The sequence below is a fragment of the Dokdonella fugitiva genome (assembly GCF_014138265.1).
Taxonomy (GTDB): Bacteria; Pseudomonadota; Gammaproteobacteria; order Xanthomonadales; family Rhodanobacteraceae; genus Dokdonella_A; species Dokdonella_A fugitiva_A.
Window position 1 is genome coordinate 323,901 of record NZ_JACGXL010000002.1, and the last position, 20,374, is coordinate 344,274.

Below are 20,374 nucleotides of genomic sequence, written 5' to 3' on the forward strand. Positions count from 1 at the left end.
ACGCGCCACGTTGTCGGACCGCCCCGCACGATTTCCGCTCCGATGACCAACCCCAATCCCCTGCTCGCCGCATCCGGCCTGCCGTCGTTCTCGGCGATCCGGCCAGAACACGTCGAGCCCGCGATCGACGCGATCCTCGCCGACTACCGCGCGCGCATCGACGCGCTGCTCGCCTCCGACGCGCCACGCGACTTCGCCGGCGTGCTGCTGCTCGGCGAGGAACTCGAGGATCGCCTCAACCGCGCCTGGGCGCCGGTGTCGCACCTGCACGGCGTCGCCGACTCGGAAGAGCTGCGCAAGGCCTACGCGGCCGCGCAGGAGAGGATCGTCGAACATGCGAGCGAACTCGGCCAGAACCGCGCGCTGTACGCGGCGGTCGATGCGGTCGCGCGACGCGGCGACAGCGCGAACCTGCCGCGCGCCGCGCGCACGCTGATCGAACACGAGCTGCGCGACTTCCGCCTGTCCGGCGTCGCGCTGGAAGAGCCGGCGCGCTCGCGCTTCCGCGAGATCGCGAGCGAACTCGCCAAGCTCGCGACCGAGTTCGAGGAAGCGGTGCTCGACGCGACCGACGCGTGGAGCGAGACGATCGCCGACGATCGCGCGCTCGCCGGCATTCCCGAATCGGGGCGAGCGGTGTTGCGCGCGTACGCCGAGGAGACGTCGCAGGACGGCTGGCTCGTCACGCTGAAGCAGCCGAGCGTGCAGGCCGTGCTCACCTACGCCGACGATCGCGCGCTGCGCGAACGCGTCTATCGCGCGTACCAGACGCGCGCGTCGGACCAGGGTCCGAACGCGGGCGAGTACGACAATTCCGCGCGCATCGACCGCATCCTCGCGCTGCGCCACGAGGCGGCGCAGCTGCTCGGCTTCCGCGACGCCGCGGAGGAATCGCTCGCGACCAAGATGGCACCGGCGCCGGACGCGGTGTTCGCGTTCCTGCACGACCTCGCCGCGCGCGCGAAACCGGTCGCGCAGCGCGAGCTGGCCGAATTGCGCGCGTTCGCCGCCGCCGAATTCGGCCTCGCCACGCTCGAACCATGGGACGTCGGCTACGCCGCGGAGAAGTTGCGCGAGCGCAAGTACGCGCTCAACGAAGAGGAACTCAAGCCGTACTTCGCGCTCGATCCGGTCATCGACGGCCTGTTCGCGATCACCGCGCGCGTGTTCGGCGTGTCGCTGCGCCGTCGCGACGGTGTCGATACCTGGCATCCGGACGTGCGCTACTACGATCTCGTCGACGCCGACGGGCGCGTGTTCGCGGGCGCGTACGTCGACCTCTACGCGCGCAGCGGCAAGCGCGGCGGCGCCTGGATGGACGTCTGCGTGAATCGCTTCGTACGCGGCGACGCCGTGCAGCTGCCGGTCGCGTTCCTCACCTGCAACTTCGCACCGCCGACGGCGACGACGCCGTCGCTGCTCACGCACGACGACGTGCTCACGCTGTTCCACGAGTTCGGCCACGGCCTCCACCACCTGCTCACCGAGGTCGGCCTGCCGGGCGTCGGCGGCATCAATGGCGTCGAGTGGGACGCGGTCGAGCTGCCGAGCCAGTTCATGGAGAACTTCGGCTGGCAGCGCGAGGCGCTCGACCTGTTCGCGCGCCACTGGCGCACCGGCGAGCGCCTGCCCGACGCGCTGTTCGAGCGCATGCAGGCGGCACGCCATTTCCATGCGGGACTGTTCCTCGTGCGCCAGCTCGAGTTCGGCCTGTTCGATTTCCGCATCCATCGCGAGTTCGATCCCGCGCGCGGCGCGCGCGCGCTCGAGATCCTCGACGAGGTGCGCGACGACGTCGCGGTGATCCGCCCGCCCGCGTGGCAGCGCTTCCCGCACGCGTTCACGCACATCTTCGCGGGCGGCTACGCGGCCGGTTACTACAGCTACCTGTGGGCCGAAGTGCTGTCCGCGGACGCGTTCTCGCGCTTCGAGGACGCGGGTGTATTCGACCGCGCGACCGGCGAGGCGTACCGCCGCTCGATCCTCGCCGTCGGCGGCTCGCGTCCCGCGCTCGAGTCGTTCATCGAGTTCCGCGGCCGCGAGCCGCGACCGGACGCGCTGCTGCGCAGCTACGGCCTCGCCGCGTGAAGGCGACGGGCGCGTCGGAGGCTTGCGCTAAGATGGCCGGATGAAGATCGCGAGCTGGAACGTCAATTCGCTCAACGTGCGCCTGCCGCACGTCGAGCGCTGGTGCGCGGAGGCGATGCCGGACATCCTCGCGTTGCAGGAAACCAAGCTCGAGGACGCGAAGTTCCCGGTCGCGGCACTCGAGGCGGCCGGTTACCACAGCGTGTACTCGGGACAGAAGACCTACAACGGCGTCGCGATCCTCGCGCGCACGCCGATCAGCGAGGTCGAGCACGGCATCGCCGGCTTCGACGATCCGCAGCGGCGCATCCTCGCCGCGACGGTCGGCGACCTGCGCATCGTCAACCTGTACGTCGTCAACGGCCAGGCGGTCGGCAGCGAGAAGTACGCCTACAAGCTCGACTGGCTCGCCAAGGTCGGCGCATTCCTCGCCGAGGAGATCCGCCGCCATCCGCGCCTCGTCGTGATGGGTGACTTCAACATCGCGCCCGACGATCGCGACGTGCACGACCCGGCCGCGTGGCACGAGCAGATCCTCTGTTCCACGCCAGAGCGCGACGCGCTCAGGCGCGTGCTCGACATCGGCCTCGTCGACAGTTTCCGCCTGTTCAATCAGGATGGCGGACACTACAGCTGGTGGGACTACCGGCAAGGCGCGTTCCGGCGCAACCTCGGCCTGCGCATCGACCTCGTGCTCGCATCGGAGGCGCTGCGCGCGCATTGCCGCGCTGCCTCGATCGAGCGCGAGCCGCGCACGTGGGAGCGCGCGTCCGACCACACTCCCGTCGTCCTGGAACTCGAAGATGGCCGCTGACTGGATGGTGTCGCCGAGCGACAGCGAACTGGAGGAGCTCGACAAGTTCCTGCGCGCGCACGCGGGCGACGAGGACATGCTGCTCGACGGCGTGCACGGCTTCCTCACCGCGCTCGCGATCGGCCCGGTGCCGGCGAAACCCGAGGAATGGTTGCCCGAGATCCTGCACGAGCCGTTCGTCGACGCGAACGAAGGCGAACGCGTGCTGACCTTGCTCGCGCGCCTCAACGACGCGATCACCCCCGAGCTCGAAACCGGCAGCTACGAACCGATCCTCGGCGAACTCGACGTCGAGGAAGGGCCGCCCGCGTTCACGGCGCGCGGCTGGTGCGAGGGCTTCTCGCGTGGCATCGACCTGCGCGCGCCGTCGTGGGAAGGTCGCCTCGGGCAGGATTCGGAGCTCATGGAGCTGCTCTCGCCGATCATCGCGCTGGCGATCGACGACGGCGTGTTCGAGAGCGACGCCGAGTTCGCGCCGCTCGGCGACGAGGACTACGACGAGTGCCTCGCGCAGATCCCGAACGCGGTCGGCGCGGTCGCCGAGTACTGGCGCTCGAATCCGCTGGGTGCCGACGAGACGCCGCGCGAGGGCGGCGGATTGCCGCCGCGCCGACGCGGCGGCCGCTGGGTGCACTGAACCCGCGCGGCGCGGTGCACGACCGCGCCGCGCGCATCGCTCACGGCGCGTCGAAGCCGTCGTCGAAGATCGCATCGACCGGTGTCGCCGTGCAGTCGCGGTACCACGGCGTGATGCCGGTGATCGCATCCCACGCAGGCGCGTCGACGTGGTCGAATGCATTCGGGCACAGCGAGGCGCCGTATTCGCCGAGGCTCGCCGGCGGCATGGGCAACGCGCCGCTCAACGCGTTCGCGTCGACGTAGAAGCCGGTCAGCGCGGTGAGCCCGTCGAGCGGTGGCAGCGATCCCGAGAGCTGGTTGCCCGACGCGGAGAACCAAGTCAGCGCGGGCAGCGCGCCGAACGGCGGGATCGCACCTTCGAAGCGGTCGGCGAGAAACACGACGCTCTGCAGGTTCGACAGGCCGGCGAGCGAGGGCAGGTTGCCGCCGATCGAGGTGTTGCGCACGTCGATCGACTGCAACCGCGCGAGGCCGGTGAGCGCGGGGAACGTACCTGCGAGCTGCGGCTGGTCGCTGATCTGCAGGCTCGTGAGCGCGGTGAGCTGGTTCAGCGTCGCCGGCAGCGCGCCGACCATGTTGGTGAATGCGAAGGTGAGGCCGGTCACGTGCGAGCCGCTCTCGTCGCACATCACGCCGGACCAGCTGCATTCGGTGCCGGGCGCGCCGAGCCAGCCGGTCTGGTCCCACCAGCCTGAACCGTTGGTGCCGTCGTAGATGTCGACGAGCACGGCGCGCTCGGACGCGGGAATGCCGTCCGACACGAAATGGTAGAAGTACGCCTCGCCCTGCTGGTAGTGATCCCAGTCGGGTGAGTAGCCGAAGACGCCCGCGAGCACGCTGTCGCCGTCGAGCGCGACGGCCGAGCCGAACGCCGGCGGCACGACGCCCTCGTTCGCGGTGAATGTGTGCGACCCGGCGAAGCTTCCGCCCGCGCGCGTGAACAGGTACGCCGCGCCCTGGCCGTCGTTGCCTTCGATCGTCACGTTGCTCGCGCCGACGAGCGCACGGTCGCCCTGCAAGGCGACCGCGATGCCGAAGTTGTCGCTTGGGGGCAGGCCGATGCCGTCGGTGCCGCTCGCGCCGGCGCCGTCCGCGCGTTCGGCGCCGTCGGTGGCGGCAAGGCGTTGCGTCTGGGTCCAGCCGCTGCCGGTGTCGTCGTACACGTAGACGACACCTTGCCCGCCCGTGCGCCACATCGTGCCGATCAGCGCGGTGCCGCCGTCGAGCGCGAGCGACGTGCCGAGCTGGTCGCTCTCGACGCCTTCGGCGACGACGATCTTCTGCGCCTGCGTCCAACTGCCGGCCGTGCGCGTGTAGCGATACACCGCGCCCTGCGCGTAGTTGGCGCCGACCGTCGCGCCCGGAGCACTCGCGATGAGCGTGTCGCCCGACAGCGCGATCGCCTGGCCGAACGCATCGCCGCCGTCGCCGTCGTCGGCGACGAGCTGCTGTGCCTGCGTCCACGTGCCCCCGGCCGCGGTGTAGACGTACAGCGAGCCGCGCATCGCCTGGTCGGCGTAGTGCGCGCCGTACGCGCCGACGACGATCGTGTCGCCGGCGATCGCGACCGCGTTGCCGAACCAGTCGACCGGCCTGCCGTCGGCGGCGACGAGCTTCTGCGTCTCGCTCCAGTGGCCGTCGCTGCCGCGCGTGAAGACGTACGCCGCGCCCTGCGAGTTGTTGCCGCCGATGTTCGCGTTGATCGCGCCGATCACCGCGACGTCGCCGTCGAGCGCGACCGACCAGCCGAACTCGTTGTAGGCGCCGCCGTCGCTCGCGACGAGCGTCTGCACGAGGTTCCAGCTGCCGTCGGCCGCGCGTTCGTAGGCGAGCACCTTGCCTTGCGTCTCGTTGGCGCCGATCGGTGCTTCGGATGCGCAGACGAGCGCGACATCGCCGTCGAGCGCGACCGCGCGACCGAACTTGTCGAAGCCGAGCCCTTGCGGGTCAAGCACGCGCTGGGCGGTCCAGCTCGTTACGTGCGGCACGGCCGCGTGCGCGCGGCCGGCGGCGGCGAGCGCGAGCAGCAGCGCGACCGCGGCGGCGCCGAGCAGGACACCGCTCGCCAGGCGATGGAAGGATTCGGTACGGGTGGCCATCGGACAGCGTCTCCAGGATGCGAAGGGGCCGCACCGATGCGTCGGTGCGGTCGACCACGCACGTTGCCGAGGCGGGCGCCGAACGGCACTCCCGCTCCGTTAGCGCTGCGTTTCCGATCCGTGAATCGCCGTCGAAGCAAAGACTTGCGATGCGACTGCCCGCACGGCGCGGCACTCGCGGGCGTCAGCGCGCAGCGTCGGGCGCGCGAATCGGCGCGGCGCTGCCGCTCGCCGCGGGCGGGACCGGCCGCTCGCCCGCGAGCGCCTGCGCGCGCGCCAGCGCCTCGCGCCACGGCTGTTCGCGCCCGAGCGCGCGGTACAGCCGCGCCTGCGCGACGCTGCACGCGAAGTCCACCTCGGCCCAGCGCGCGACGCGGCCGAGCACGGCACTCGCGTGGTCGAGTTCGCCTGCGTCGAGCAGGCGCTCACCCCAGCCGATCGCGACCGCACCGATGTCGAGCGGGATGCCGGTCGCTTCCGCCGAGGCGAGCGCGCGCGCATACGCGGCATCCGCGCGCGACGGATCGCGTTCGCCCTCGGCGTCGGCGAGCGCCACCCAGGTCGCGACCGAGGCGATCGTGCGTGGCGCGGCCCAGGTCGCGAACGCCGCCTGTTGCGCGGCGACGTCGGCGGGCGCGGCGCCACGCAGCGCGCGCAGGTACGTGTGCCAGGCGATCGCGCGCTGGCGCGCGTCGTCGGGATTGGCGAGCGCGTCGACCGCCGCGCGCGCATGCTCGACCGCGGCCTGCGGGCGACCGCTCGCGAGTTCGATCTCCGCCTGCGCCGTGCGGGCGCGGCCGAGCACGGGCTTCTCCTGCGCCGGATCGGCTTCCGCGACGACGCGCGCGAGCAACGCGCCCGCCTCGCCGAGCCGGCCGTTCGCGGCGAGTGCGCGCGCGTGCTGCACCTGCAGGCCGTGGCGCACTTCCGCATTCGCGGTCTGCGGCAGCAGCTGCCAGCCGCGTTCGCTCGCCGCGAGCGCGTCGAGCGGCTGGCGCAAGGCGAGATGCGCCTCGATCTGGTCGTTCACCGCCATGATGACTTCGATGCGCCCGCCGAGGCGCTTGAAGTGCTGCTCCGAGCGGCGCATCACGTCGAGTCCTTCGGCGTAGCGCCCGCGCGTGATCTCCACGAGGCCTTCGTTCGCCTCGATGCGCGCGAGCGAGAGCGCGTCGCCGGTGATCTCGAACGCGATGCGCGCCTGCGCGAATTCGGTCATCGCCGCATCGAAGCGACCGACGCTCGCGTACGCGACGCCGCAGGCGGAGCGTGCGCGACCGAGCGCGGCGGGCTCGTTGCGCCCTTCGAGCAATGCGGCCGCGGCCGCGCAGGCGCGCAGCGCCGCATCGAGGTCGCCGAGGTGCACCGCGGCCGAACTCGCGACGACGAGGATGCGCGCGCGCAGTACCGGATCTCCCTCCGCACCGACGTCGCTCAGCAGACGCTCGAGGCGCGCGCGCGCGGCTCCGATGCGCCCGTCGCGCAAGTCGATCTGGGCGAGGCGATAGCGCAGTTCGGGCGCGTCGCGCACGTCGGCCGACGCGGTCTCGATCGCGCGCCGCGCGCCGGCGAGGTCGTCGACGAGCATCGCCGCCTCCGCGCGCTGGCGTACCTCGTCGAGCGAGGCGGGCGCGCGCGCATCGACTTGCGCGACCTGCCGGCCGAGCCGCTGCAGCAGCAACGCGACGCTCGCGCGCGTCGCCGCGACCGGATCCGCGCCGGGCGCCTCGACTTCGATCACGTCCGCCTCCGCGTGCAGCACGAGGCGCGTGCGCCAGCCGTCGCCGTCGCGTCGCGCACGCGCATCGAGCCAGCGCTGCACGCCGGTCGCGTCGCGCAGGCGCCGCGCCGCGGCTTCGGCGTCGCCGTCGCGATCGCCGACGACGGCGACGATGTTGTCGCTCGGCATCACGGCGAGCCCCGCATGGCGCAGGTGCTGCGCGACGAGATCCATGAGGCCGAGGCGCAACCACGACCACGACGCATCGGCGTCGATGCCGACCGGCAGGACCGCGACGATGTCGGCGCCGGGCGCGGCGCGCGGCGCCGGCGGCGCGTGATCGTGCAGCCACCATGCGAGCGCGAACAGCGCGGCGACGACGAGGCCGCCGACGAGCACGGCGATGCGCGAACGATGTCGCGGCGCAGGCGCGGGCATCGATGCCGGTGTCGCTTCGGGCACGGGTGTCGCGACCACGGGTTCCGTGGCCACCGCCGCATCCCCCGGCGTGGACGCGTCGGCGCGATCCTCGGCCACGACGTCGGCGATCCAGCGATAGCCGAACCGCGGCACGGTGCGGATCGCACGCTGCTCTTCGCCGGTGTCGCCGATCGCGCGCCGCGCCTTCAGCACGGCTTGGCCGAGCAGTGCGTCGGTGACGTCGGCGCGGCCCCAAACGGCCGCGATGAGTTCATCGCGGCCGACCGCGCGATCACGATGCTCGATGAGGTAGGCGAGGCAGTCGAAGATCTTCGGCGACAGCACGACGAGCACGCCGTCGCGCTGCAGTTCGCGCGCGGCAGGATCAACGCTGCAGTCGCCGAAGCGGTAGATCACGCGGGCCATGCGTCATGCTACCCGCTCGCGCGGTTTCAGCGCGCGGCGGCTGCGGCCGCCGTTGGCGCCGGCGGCGACGCCATGGCTTGCGCGTGCGCGAGCTTCTCGTCGAAGTACGCGGCGATCATCGCGTAGACGTGCTTCTTCAGGGCCGGCGTCGACAGCCCGTGCTTCGCGCCCGGATAGGTCATGAGGCGGAACGGTACGCCACGCTGCTGCAGCGCGGCCATGAGCTTGGTGGAGTTCGAGAACAGCACGTTGTCGTCGGCCATGCCGTGCACGAGCAGCAGCTTGTCGGCCGGCAGGCCGTCGAGCCAGTGCAGCACGTCGGAGGCGACGTAGCCCTGCGCGTTCGTCTGCGGCGCGTCGAGGTAGCGCTCGGTGTAGTGCGTGTCGTAGAGCGACCAGTCGGTCACCGGTGCGACCGCGACACCCGCCGCGAACGCGGCCGGTGCCTTGGCCAGCAGCATGAGCGTCTGGTAGCCGCCGTAGCTCCAGCCGAAGATGCCGATGCGCTGCGCGTCGACCCAAGGCTGCGCCTTGAGCCAGGCGACGCCGGCGAGCTGGTCGGCGACTTCGGCCTTGCCGAGCTGGCGGAAGATCGCATCGGAGAAGCGCCGGCCGCGGCGCGGCGTGCCGCGGTTGTCGAGCGCGAACACGACGTAGCCGTGCTGCGCCATGTACTGCTCGAAATGCGCACCCCATGCGCGGTTCACGTACTGCCGGCCGGGACCGCCGTAGTAGGTCATGAACACCGGGTAGCGCTTGCCTTCCTCGTAGCCGAGCGGCTTGTACACGCGGTAATAGAGGTCCTGGCCGTCCTCGCCCGCGAGGTGCCCGAACGCGGGCTCGACGAGGCTGTCGCGATACGGCCAGTACGGATGGCCGGCCTTGAGTTCGTTCTGCTCGATCCACGCGATGCGGCTGCCGTCGGGCTTGCGCAGCGACACCTGCGGTGGCGTGCGTGGATCGGAATAAGTATCGACCCACGCGGTGGCGTTGTCGCCGAACACCGCGTCGTGCCAGCCGTCGCCTTCGCTGATGCGTCGCGCGCGATCGGCTTCGCTGCCGTCGAGGCGCGCCGCGTACACCTGCGCCTGCAGCGGGTCGTCGCGGTTCGCCGCGAAGTAGGCGGCGCCGCCCTTCTCGTCGATCGCGAGCAGCTTGTCGACGTCCCACGTGCCGCGCGTGAGCGCGCGACGCAGGCGGCCGTCGAGCCCGAACACGTACAGATGCTTGTGGCCGTCGCGTTCGGACGCCCACACGAACGCGTCCTCGTTCTTCAGCCAGCGCAGATCGTCGTGCAGGTTGACCCAGGTCGGACTGGTTTCGCTGAGCACGGTGGTCTGGCGTTGCGTCGCGAGGTCGGCGACGACGAGGTCGAGCACGCGCTGGTTGCGGCTCTCGCGCTGGAAGCTCAACCGCTTGCCGTCCGGCAACCAGTCGACGCGCGCGAGGTAGATGTCGGTGTCGTGGCCGAGGTCGACCCAGTGCGTGCGGCCGCCGCGCGGCGCGACGACGCCGAGGCGCACGGACACGTTCGGCCGGCCCGCCGCGGGATAGCGCTGGCGGACGGTCGCGCTGTGGTCGGCATACACCTCGGTGCGTTCGACCTCGTCGACCTTCGCTTCGTCGTAGCGCTCGAACGCGATCGCGCTGTCGTCGGGCGCCCACCAGTAGCCGGTCGGGCGATCCATCTCTTCCTGCGCGACGAACTCCGCCTCGCCGTTGTGCACGGTGCCGTTGCCGTCGTGGGTGAGCTGGTAGTTGAGGTTACGCTCGAGGTCGATCACGTAGAGGTTCTGCCGGCTCACGAACGAAACGAAGCCGCCGCGCGGCGACACCTTCGCGTCGTTCACCTCGAATCCCTGCGGAGTGAGCGCACGCAGGTTCGCGCCGGGTTTGCCGTCGAGGTCGTACAGCCACAGGCGCTCGTCGACGCTGAACAGCAGCTTGCGGCTGTCGGGCGACCAGCGATACGAGACGATGCCCTTGAGCTGCGCGATGCGTTCGCGTTCGCGCCGCGCCTTCTCCGCGTCGGACAGTTCCCTGTGTTCGCCGAGCGCGGCGGAGTCGACGAGGCGCTGCATCGTTCCCGCCGCGACGTCGTACTGCCACAGGTCGAGCTGGTTCTGGTCGTCCTCGCGGCCACGCAGGAAGCCGACGCGCGTACCGTCCGGGGCGATCTTCAGCGCGCGCGGACTCGGCCCGTTGAGGTCGGGGTCGGCGTAGATGCGTTCGATGCTCAGGCGTTCGGCGTGCACGAGGGGACTCAACGCCAGCAGGGCCGGCAGCAACAGGCGGTACATGGGGAGACTCCGCTGGATCGGAGCATTAAACCGCAGCGCACGCGCAGCGCCAAGACGCAAACGTCATGGGCGCAGACGTCACCGTGGCGACTCGACGCCGTGAGCCCCGGCGAAGTCGTCGAGCAGGCGTCCGAGTTCGGCGAGGTCGTCGGCCATCGGCGCCGGCGGCGATGCGTGTGCGGCGTTTTCGATCTGCGCCGCGCGGGTGGCGACGGCATCGGCACCGACGAGGCCGCTCGCGCCCTTGATGCGATGCGCTTCGCGCGCGATCGCGCCCGCGTCCCGTGCGGCGACGGCCGCGGCGAGCGCGGCGAGATCCTGGCGCGTGCTGCCGACATAGTCGCGCAGCAGGTCCGCGTCGACCGCGAGCGGCGCCACGGTCGGCGCCGACGTGGCCGCGCGATCGAATGGCAGGTAGCGCTGCAACGCCGCGGCGAGCAGCTGCAGCGGCGCGGGCTTGGCGATGAAGTCGTCGATCCCCGCGGCACGGCTGCGCTCGACTTCCTCGGTGCTCACGTTCGCGCTCATCGCGACGATCGGCCGGCGCGGGCGCAGGCCCGCGCGTTCGTCCGCGCGCACCGCTTCGGCGAGCGAGTATCCGTCCCGCCGCGGCATGTGCAGGTCGGTGAGCAGCAGCGCGTAGCGCGCGGCGCGCCAGCGCTCGAGGGCGGATTCACCGTCGCCGGCGACGTCGCAGGCGTAGCCGAGCTGGCGCAGCTGGCGCGAGATCACCGCGCGGTTGGTCGGATGGTCGTCGACGAGCAGGATCAGGCGCCCGGTGCGCTCGGCTTCGTCGATGCTCGGCGCGACGCGCGCAGGCACGCTCGCGGCCGGCGAAGCGCGCGCGGCCGCGGTCGCGTCGGCGAGCGGCAGCTGCACGACCAGGCTCATTGTCGTGCCGACGCCGAGGCGGCTTTCGACCGTGATCTCTCCGCCCATGAGCTCGGCCAGGCGACGACAGATCGTCAGGCCGAGGCCGCTGCCGTCCGCGCGTTGCGCGCCGCCGTCGCGCGCCTGCACGAACGGCTGGAACAGGCGCGCCTGGTCCTCGGCGCCGATGCCGATGCCGCTGTCGCGCACGCGCAGCGCGACGAGTTCGCGATGGCCGGCCGCGGCGAGGCGGTCGAGCGCGACGACGACGCTGCCGCGCTCGGTGAACTTCAGCGCGTTCGAGAGGAAGTTGCTGAGGATCTGCCGCAGGCGCAGCGGATCGGCGAGATGCGCCGGCGCGAGGCGCGCGTCGATCGTGCAGTCGAGGCGCAGCCCCTTCGCCGAGGCGGTCGCGAGGAAGTTGCCGGTCGAGGCGCGCACGAGTTCGCGCAGGTCGACCGGCACCGGCATCAGTTCGAGCCGGCCCGCTTCGATCTTCGAGAAGTCGAGGATGTCGCCGATGATCTGCAGCAGGCTCTGCGCCGAGCCCTGCACGATCTCGACCTGCTGGCGCTGGTCGGCATCGAGGTCGGTGCGGGCGAGCAGTTCGAGCATGCTCGCCACGCCGACCATCGGCGTGCGGATCTCGTGGCTCATCGAGGCGAGGAACGAGGATTTCGCGCGGCTTGCCGCCTGCGCGCGCGCTTCGCTCTCGCGCAGGCTACCCTCGTAGCGGAGCAGATCCTGCCGCATCGTCGACAGTGCTTCGTGCACTTCGCCGAGTTCGCCGTCGGGCACGTGTCCGCCCGGCTCGTAGTCGCGTTCGCGCGCGTGCCGGGCGAGATGCTTCAGGCTCTCGACGCCCTTGTAGATGTTGCGCAGCATGCTGCGCCCGACCACGAGCACGATCGCGAGCGTGATCAGGCTGAGGATCACCCGCCAGCGGCCGACGCGACGCGCGGTGTCGAGGTGCGCGTCGATCATGCGCTCGGTGTCGAACATCTTGAGGTCGGCGAGGAACTTCAGGCGCGACGCGACCGGGTCCATCGCCGGATACAACTCGGTGTCGGCGAAGCGGCCGAGCGCGCCGATGTCCGCCGCGTGGAAGATCGCCAGCAGCTTCTCCGCGGCGCGGTCGGCGCTGACGCGCGCGCGCGCGATCTCGTCGACGACCGCACGCTGCTCGGGCGGCAGCTCGGACGCGACGAGCTCCTTCCAGTCGCGATCGATCGCGCGACGCGCACCTTCGACGACCTCGACGCCCTGGTCCCAGCCCATGAGGTTGTTGCGCACGCGGAACACCGCGCTGACGATGTCGAGGCCGTACGCGTCGGATATCGATTTCGCCAGTCGCAATCCCGCGAGCGACTGCCGCTGCACGCTCTGGAACGTCGCGACGTCGGAGCGCTGGTTGATCTCGTCGAGCACCAGCACGGTCAGCCCGGTCAGCAGCAACAGGCCGAACAGTGCCTGCAACTGCACGCGGATGCGGACGCGGCGGTACAGCGGGATCATCGCGGCGGCGCATCCTCCGGCTGGTGCCAGTCGCGGATCGCCCCGGGCAACGCATGGCCCGGTACCGCGGCGCTGACGAGGAAACCCTGCACCTGCTGGCAACCGAGTTCGGCGAGCATCTGCCATTCCTCGACCGTCTCGACGCCTTCGGCGACGACGGTGAGGTGCAGCTTGCGCGCGAGGTCGAGGCTCGCTTCGACCACCGCGCGCTTGCGCGGTTGGGTCGGTGCGCCACTGACGAAGCCGCGATCGATCTTCAGTTCGGTGAACGGAATCTGCGACAGCTGCGCGAGCGACGAGTAACCCGTGCCGAAGTCGTCGATCGCCAGGCCGAAGCCCTTGAGGCGCAGCCGCGCGAGCACGTTGAGCACGTGCGCGGCTTCGCTCATGACCGAGCTTTCGGTGACTTCGATGACGAGATCGCGCGGGCGCGCGCCGTGGTCGGCGACGATCTGCTGGTAGCGGTCGGCGGTGGCGACGTCGGCGAGGTTGAGCATCGATACGTTGACCGACAGGCCGAGTTCGAGGCCTTCGTCGGCCCAGCGCCTGCGCCAGCAGCACGTCTGCTCGAGCATGCGCTCGGTGAGCTGGCCGATCATGCCTTCGCGCTCGAGCAACGGGATGAAGCGCGCGGGGCCGATCATGCGTCCGTCGTGCGGCCAGCGCGCGAGCGCCTCCACGCCGATCACGTGGCCGGTGCTGATCGCGACCTTCGGCTGGAACCACGCTTCGAATTCACCCGCAGCGAGCGCGCGGCGCAACGCGTCGGGACCGATCTCGACGTCGGGCTCCGCCGCCGGGCTTTCCTCCTCGTTGTGGAAGCGGCCGAGCACTTCGGCGAGCTTGAACGTGGTCAGCGGCTTCTCGACGACGCCGAGCACGCGCAGGCCGTACGCGCGCGCCATGCCCTGCACGGTGTTGAGCAGTGCCGGGTCGAGCGCGCTCGTCAGCACGATCGCACCGGCGCGCTTGTGCGATGCGACGTGGCCGATGAATTCGATGCCGTCCATCTCGGGCAGATCGAGGTCGACGAGCACGACGTCGGCCGGCCTCGTTTGCAGCGCTGCGAGCGCGGCGCGGCCGTCCGCAGCTGCCTCGACGTGGCGCAGCCCGAGTTCCTCGAGCAGGCGCAATGCGACGCGGCGCTGGAAGCCGTGATCCTCGACGACCAGCACCGACAATTCCGACAAGCGCATCGTCAGCCCTCCCCCGGGGCGCCAGACTAGCGCAAACACCACGAAGTACAGAAGGCGCGGGGTCGATCGCGCGCCGTTCGCCCAGCTAGCGCCGCGTCTCCTGGCCGAACAGCACGCGCCGCGCTTCGTCGCTGAGCGGCTGGTCGGTCGGCGGATTCACTTCGACGCCGCGTGCGTAGGCGCGTTGCGTCGCCGGGCGCGCGGCGATCGCGGCGTGCCAGCGGCGGATCTCGGGATAGGCGGCGAGATCGATCGGCGCCTTGCCGTACGGGCTGATCCACGGATAGCAGGCGATGTCGGCGATCGTGTAGTCGTCGCCGGCGATGAACGCGCGTCCGGCGAGCTGGCGTTCGAGCACGCCGAGCAGGCGATGCGCCTCCTTCGTGTAGCGTTCGATCGCGTACGGGATCGGCTCGGGTGCGTAGACGCGGAAGTGGCCGTACTGGCCGGTCATCGGGCCGAGGCCTGCCATCTGCCAGAACAGCCACTGCAGCACGGTTTCGCGACCGCGCAGGTCGGTCGGCATCATGCGACCGGTCTTGTCGGCGAGGTAGAGCAGGATCGCGCCCGACTCGAACAGGCTCAGCGGCGCGCCGCCGTCAGCCGGCGCGTGGTCGACGATCGCCGGCATGCGGTTGTTCGGCGCGATCGCGAGGAATTCCGGGCGGAACTGCTCGCCGGCGCCGATGTTCACCGGCTTGATCGTGTAGTCGAGCCCGGTTTCCTCGAGGAACAGGGTGATCTTGTGGCCATTCGGCGTCGGCCAGTAGTGCAGGTCGATCATGGATCGCGTCTCCGTGTGCGGTCGCCCCGTGGTTGGGTCGCGCGGGTGCGTTCTCAATGCGGTCCGCTCGTAACATTGCGTCCCGTAGCGGACGGTTCGGGCACCGGGCGGTCCCGCGCATCGTCGTCGTGCGAGGTCGACCGCACGCGATGCGTGGTCATTTGCCGATGCAGAACGACGAGAAGATCTCGCCGAGCAGATCGTCGGCGCTGACTTCACCGGTGATCTCGCCGAGCGCGTCGTGCGCGCGACGCAGGTCCTCCGCGGCGAGTTCGCCGGCATTGTGCTCGGCGAGCGCGGCGAGCGCCGCGTCGAAATGCGTGCGTGTGCGTTCGAGTGCGGCGACGTGGCGCGCGCGCGCGCTGAACGCGCCGGCATCGCCTTCTTCCGCGCCGGCGTGGCGGCGCAGCTCGGCGACGAGCGCGTCGAGGCCTTCGCGCGAAAGCGCCGACAGCCACAGGTGCACGACGCCGTCGTGTTCCTCGCGGCGCGCGCGCGCGCCCGCGAGATCGATCTTGTTGTGCACGACGATGCGCGCGGCGCGCGGCGGCACGGCGCGCAGCAGGTCTGCGTCGAGCCGCGCGTGTTCGTCGTCGCTGACGAGCACCGCGAGGTCGGCGCGCTCGAGTTCGCCGCGTGCACGACGGATGCCTTCGCGCTCGACGACGTCCGCGGCTTCGCGCAGGCCCGCGGTGTCGACCAGGGTGAGGGCGACGCCGTCGAGGTCGATCGTCTCGCGCAGGACGTCGCGCGTGGTGCCGGCGACGTCCGTGACGATCGCGCGTTCGCTCGCCGCGAGCGCATTGAGCAGGCTCGACTTGCCGACGTTCGGCCGGCCGACGATGACGACGTGCAGGCCGTCGGCTAGGCGCACGCCGCGGCGTGCGGCGCGCAGGAGCGCGAGCAGGTCGGCGTGCGTCGCGTCGACTTCGGTCGCGAGTTCGGGCGCGGCGAGGAAGTCGATCTCCTCCTCGGGAAAATCGATCGCCGCCTCGATCCAGACGCGCAGGCGCACGACGCGCTCGGCGAGCGCGTGCACGCGCGCGGAGAACTCGCCGTCGAGGCTGCGCTGTGCCGCGCGCGCGGCGGCTTCCGATCCGCTCGCGATGAGGTCGGCGACGGCTTCGGCCTGGGCGAGGTCGATGCGACCGTTGAGGAACGCGCGTTCGGAGAATTCGCCCGCGCGCGCATGGCGCGCGCCGAGTTCGACCAGGCGCGCGAGCAGCACGCGCAGCACGACCGGACTGCCGTGCGCCTGCAGCTCGAGCACGTCTTCCCCGGTGTACGAACGCGGAGCGGGAAACCACAGCAGCAAGCCGCGATCGATGACGCCGCCGTCGGCGGCGCGGAACGCCGCGTAGTGCGCGTGGCGGGCGCGCGGCGGGCGACCGAGCATCGCCTTCGCGATCGCCGCGGCGCGATCGCCGGACACGCGCAGCACGCCGACACCGCCCGCGCCGGGCGCGCTCGCCACGGCAGCGATCGTGTCGGCGCGCGCGTTCATGGCATCAGGCCGCGGCCGCCTTCTCGCCCGCGTCGATGCGGCGCGTGATGATCCACTGCTGCAGCAGGCCGAGGCCGCCGTTGACCGTGTAGTACAGCACGAGGCCGGCCGGGAAGAACGCGAACAGCACCGAGAAGACGACCGGCATGATCTTCATCATCTTCGCCTGGGTCGGATCCATGCCCGCGCTCGGCGTGAGCATCGTCGTCGCGATCATGACGAGACCGTTGAGCACGGGCAGCACGTAGTACGGATCGGGCGCGGTGAGGTTCTGGATCCAGCCGATGAACGGCGCCTGGCGCAGCTCGACGCTCTCGAGCAGCACCCAGTACAGCGCGAAGAACACCGGGATCTGCACCAGCATCGGCAGGCAGCCCGCGAGCGGGTTCACCTTTTCCTTCTGGTACAACTCCATCATCGCCATGTTCATCTTCTGGCGATCGTCGCCGTAGCGCTCCTTCAGCGCCTGCATCCGCGGCTGCAGCTTGCGCATCTTCGCGCCGGAGCGGTACTGCGTCTCGCTGAGCTTGAAGAACAACGCCTTGATGATCAGCACGAGCAGGATGATCGCGAAGCCCCAGTTGCCGGTGAGCTTGTGCAGCTGCGCGAGCAGCCAGTGCAGCGGCTCGGCGATCACCGTGAACATGCCGTAGTCGACGGTGAGGCTGAGACCGGGCGCGATCTGGTCGAGCGTGCTCTGCAGCTTAGGACCGACGTACAGGCGCGCGGCGTCGGTGTACGTCGCGCCCGGCGCGACGTTGATCGCGGGCGACTGCGTGCGGACGAGGTAGCGGTTCACCGCGCTGCCGTCGGCCGCGTGCGCGACGTAGGTCTTGGTCGAGTACTGGTCGCTCTCGCCCTGCGCCGGGATCCACGCCGCGAAGAAGTAGTGCTGCAGCATCGCCGCCCAGCCGTCGGCGATCGTCTTGTCGAGCGGGTCCTTCGCGAACTGGTCGAACTTGAGCTTCTGGAACTTGTCCGCCGGGCTGTACCACGCGGCGCCGACGAAGCTGTAGCGCTCGATGTTGCTGTAACCCTTGATGCCGCTCGTGTCGATGACAGGCGGCACGCGCTGCAACTGCCGATAGGCGTTGCCGGTCCACGCCGCGCTGCTCTTGTTGTTGATTTCCTGGCGTTGCTCGACGACGTAGCTGCCGCGCTTGAACACGAACACCTTGCGCACGGCGACGCCGGACGCGTCGCTCCAGCTCAGCGGGACTTCGACCGCATCGCTGCCGTCGGCGAGCGAGTAGGCGGTCTTCTCGGCGGTGTATTGCGCCTGGTGGTCGGGCGCGGCGCCGCTCGCACTGACGAGACCGCTCTGTGCTTCGAAGAAGTCCGCGTCACTGCTGTCGAGCAGGCGTTTGGGATGGGCGTAGTCCTTCGGCTGCAGCGGATAGGCGAGCAGGTCGGCGACGACGACGTTGCCGCCGCGCGTGTCGATCTCGACGCGCAAGACGTCGGTGGTGACGACGACGCGCTGGCCGGGCGTGCCTGCCGCGGATTCCTTGCCGCTCGGCGACTGTGCAGGCGTGGCGCCGCTGCTCGCACTCGGCACGTCGGCGCCGTTCGAGGCGGACGCCGCCGCCGGCGTCGCGGCGCCCGGCGTGGTCGCGGTCGCTACCGGCGTGGCGACGGCAGGCACCTTGCCGTAGTCGTCCTGCCACTGCATCCAGAGCAGGTAGCCGATGAACAGCAGGGCGATCAGCAGGAAATTACGCGGACTCGTCATAGGGAACCGGTTCGGCGGGGGCGGGCGTCGCCTGGCGGCCGGCGGTCGCGTCTGGCGCTGCCGTCACGCTGCCCGGGACAAGGGGGTCGAAGTTGGTCGCGCAGGAAGCGCTGGGCTGGAAGTCAGTCGCGCATTGTGCCGGTGGCATCCGCGGCGTTCAACGCCGCGATGCGTTGCCAGAGGCGCACGAACTCCGCATGCAGGCTCGGATTGTCCTCATGGTCGGCGCTGCCGCGCGCGATCACGAGGATGTCGACCGCCGGCAACGTGCCACGATGGCGACGGAAGCTGTCGCGCGCGATGCGCTTGATCCGGTTGCGGTGGACCGCGCTCTTGGAGACGCGACGGGAAACCGCGAGGCCGAGGCGCGCGCCGCCCGTGTCGCGCACGGCGACCTCCGCGGTGAGATGGCGGGTACCGATGCGCCGGCTCGCGTTGCGCAGCCGGGCGAAATCGCGGGGAGTCAGCAGGCGCGCCGCGCGCGGGAAGGTTGCGGGCGCCATCCGGGGTTCGCTGCCGGCGTCAGACCGCCAGGCGCTTGCGGCCCTTGGCGCGACGCGCGTTGATGACTTTGCGGCCGCCGCGGGTCTTCATGCGCGCACGGAAGCCGTGGTCGCGGACGCGCTTGAGGTTGCTCGGCTGGTAGGTGCGCTTGGTGGCCATAACGGTACGCCAACTTGCTGAATGGAAAAGGGCGCGGATGTTAGGCGCCGGCTGCGGTCCGTGTCAAGGCGCGCCGGTGGCGCCCGTTCCCGGCGCGGGCCGCCCGGCACCGGCGTGCTGCTAGACTTTCGCATCTTGCCCCCTATTCGCGCGAGCCCGCCGTCCCGGCCGGCTCGCTGCCCGCATCCGGAAACGCACCCTGCAATGAGCGAACTTTGGCGCCGCTGTCTCTCCCGCCTCGAGGCGGAGTTCAGCGCAGAGGATCTTCACACCTATCTAGCCCCCCTGCAGGTCAGCGAGGAGGAATCCGGCTTCACGCTGTGGGCGCCGAATGCGTACACGATGGAGACGGTGCGCGAGCGCTTCCTCGCTCCGATCGTCGAGGTGCTCGAACACCTCTGCGACGGCCCGGTCGCGGTCGAGGTGCAGGTCGGAGCGCGCTCGCCGGACCGCGGCGTCGGCAAGCCCGCCACGCGCACGCGCACCGCGCCGGAACGCGTGGCCGGTTCGGATTCCAGTCTCGATCCGAACTACACGTTCGAGAATTTCGTCGAAGGCAAATCGAACCAGCTCGGCAAGGCGGCCGCGACGCAGGTCGCGATGAATCCGGGACGCGCCTACAACCCGCTGCTGCTGTACGGCGGCACCGGCCTCGGCAAGACGCACCTGATGCACGCCGCGGGCAACCTCATGCGCGCGAACAAGCCGGACGTGAAGATCCTGTATCTGCGTTCGGAACAGTTCGTGAGCGGCATGGTGCGCGCGTTGCAGCAGAAGGGCATGGACGATTTCAAGCGGCGTTTCCGCTCGGTCGACGCGCTGCTCATCGACGACATCCAGTTCTTCGCCGGCAAGAACACGACGCAGGAAGAGTTCTTCCACACCTTCAACGCGCTGTTCGAAGGCAAGCAGCAGATCATCCTGACCTGCGATCGTTATCCCAAGGAGGTCGACAACCTCGAGCCGCGCCTGAAGTCGCGCCTCGGCTGGGGATTGTCGGTCGCGATCGAGCCGCCGGACTTCGAGACGCGCGCGGCGATCGTGCTCGCGAAGGCGCAGGCGAAAGGGGTGGAGCTGCCGGAAGACGTCGCGACGCTGATGGCCAAGCGCATGCGCTCGAACGTGCGCGATCTCGAGGGCGCGTTGAACACGCTCGTCGCCCGCGCGAACTTCGAAGGGCGCCGCATCAGCAGCGAGTTCGCGCAGGAAACACTGCGCGATCTGCTCACCGTGCACGCGCAGGCGATCACCATCCCTAACATCCAGAAGACCGTGGCAGACTACTACCAGCTGCGTCTCGCGGACCTGCTGTCGAAGAAGCGCAGCCGATCGATCGCACGCCCACGGCAGATGGCGATGGGGCTCGCCAAGGAGCTAACCGAGCACAGCCTGCCGGAGATCGGCGACGCCTTCGGCGGCCGCGACCATACGACGGTGCTACACGCCTGCCGCACGATTCGCGACCTGCGCGAAACCGACGGCAAACTGAGACAGGATTGGGAAAAGCTGGTGCGCACGCTGACCGAGTGAAACCGTACGGACAGGCTGTGGACAAGCTGTGCTGAACGCGCGACGCGAATATTATCCACAGATGACCCACAGGC

14 protein-coding genes are annotated in these 20,374 nt (G+C 70.4%); 4 read left to right on the forward strand and 10 right to left on the reverse strand.

Annotated elements, in window-relative coordinates:
• Positions 1–42: 42 nt before the first annotated feature.
• The 3 genes from FHW12_RS07630 to FHW12_RS07640 are packed head-to-tail and all read left to right on the forward strand — an operon-like array spanning position 43 to position 3,539.
• Entirely contained in the window at positions 43–2,088 is a 2,046-nt protein-coding gene (locus FHW12_RS07630; protein ID WP_182530415.1) for a M3 family metallopeptidase, read from the forward strand.
• 40 nt (positions 2,089–2,128) lie between these two features.
• On the forward strand, positions 2,129–2,902 hold the full coding sequence (gene xth / locus FHW12_RS07635) for an exodeoxyribonuclease III (protein WP_182530416.1): 774 nt from the start codon (positions 2,129–2,131) through the stop codon (positions 2,900–2,902).
• Positions 2,892–3,539, forward strand: a complete 648-nt coding sequence (locus tag FHW12_RS07640; protein WP_182530417.1) for a YecA family protein — start codon at positions 2,892–2,894, stop codon at positions 3,537–3,539. Before xth ends, FHW12_RS07640 begins: the two co-directional genes overlap by 11 nt.
• Positions 3,540–3,579: 40 nt before the next feature.
• On the opposite strand, the gene FHW12_RS07645 is transcribed toward FHW12_RS07640, so the two are convergent.
• From FHW12_RS07645 to rpmH, 10 genes are all read right to left on the reverse strand, one after another.
• Positions 3,580–5,640 carry an FG-GAP repeat protein gene (locus FHW12_RS07645; RefSeq protein ID WP_182530418.1) on the reverse strand — a complete coding sequence of 687 codons (2,061 nt, stop codon included), beginning with the start codon at positions 5,638–5,640 and terminating at the stop codon, positions 3,580–3,582.
• Between the two features lie 184 nt (positions 5,641–5,824).
• Entirely contained in the window at positions 5,825–8,206 is a 2,382-nt protein-coding gene (locus FHW12_RS07650; RefSeq protein ID WP_182530419.1) for a winged helix-turn-helix domain-containing protein, read from the reverse strand.
• Between the two features lie 26 nt (positions 8,207–8,232).
• A complete protein-coding gene (locus FHW12_RS07655) occupies positions 8,233–10,506 on the reverse strand; it encodes a S9 family peptidase (RefSeq protein WP_182530420.1) in 2,274 nt (757 codons plus the stop codon).
• A gap of 78 nt (positions 10,507–10,584) precedes the next feature.
• On the reverse strand, positions 10,585–12,891 hold the full coding sequence (locus tag FHW12_RS07660) for a sensor histidine kinase (RefSeq protein WP_182530421.1): 2,307 nt from the start codon (positions 12,889–12,891) through the stop codon (positions 10,585–10,587).
• Positions 12,888–14,087, reverse strand: coding sequence for an EAL domain-containing response regulator (locus FHW12_RS07665; RefSeq protein ID WP_182530422.1), 1,200 nt, complete (start codon positions 14,085–14,087; stop codon positions 12,888–12,890). The genes FHW12_RS07660 and FHW12_RS07665 overlap by 4 nt, the downstream gene beginning before the upstream one ends.
• 85 nt (positions 14,088–14,172) lie before the next feature.
• Positions 14,173–14,871, reverse strand: coding sequence for a glutathione S-transferase C-terminal domain-containing protein (locus FHW12_RS07670; RefSeq protein ID WP_182530423.1), 699 nt, complete (start codon positions 14,869–14,871; stop codon positions 14,173–14,175).
• A 157-nt stretch (positions 14,872–15,028) separates the two neighbouring features.
• Positions 15,029–16,375: a tRNA uridine-5-carboxymethylaminomethyl(34) synthesis GTPase MnmE gene (gene mnmE / locus FHW12_RS07675; RefSeq protein ID WP_182530424.1), complete on the reverse strand. Its 1,347-nt coding sequence runs from the start codon at positions 16,373–16,375 to the stop codon at positions 15,029–15,031.
• 4 nt (positions 16,376–16,379) lie between these two features.
• On the reverse strand, positions 16,380–18,107 hold the full coding sequence (gene yidC, locus FHW12_RS07680; protein ID WP_182530425.1) for a membrane protein insertase YidC: 1,728 nt from the start codon (positions 18,105–18,107) through the stop codon (positions 16,380–16,382).
• Between the two features lie 122 nt (positions 18,108–18,229).
• Positions 18,230–18,610, reverse strand: a complete 381-nt coding sequence (gene rnpA, locus FHW12_RS07685) for a ribonuclease P protein component (protein ID WP_182530426.1) — start codon at positions 18,608–18,610, stop codon at positions 18,230–18,232.
• Between the two features lie 19 nt (positions 18,611–18,629).
• Entirely contained in the window at positions 18,630–18,770 is a 141-nt protein-coding gene (gene rpmH, locus FHW12_RS07690) for a 50S ribosomal protein L34 (RefSeq protein WP_131993844.1), read from the reverse strand.
• A gap of 204 nt (positions 18,771–18,974) precedes the next feature.
• Between rpmH and dnaA the strand changes: the two genes are divergently transcribed.
• Positions 18,975–20,300, forward strand: a complete 1,326-nt coding sequence (dnaA, locus tag FHW12_RS07695) for a chromosomal replication initiator protein DnaA (protein ID WP_182530427.1) — start codon at positions 18,975–18,977, stop codon at positions 20,298–20,300.
• Positions 20,301–20,374 lie beyond the last annotated feature (74 nt).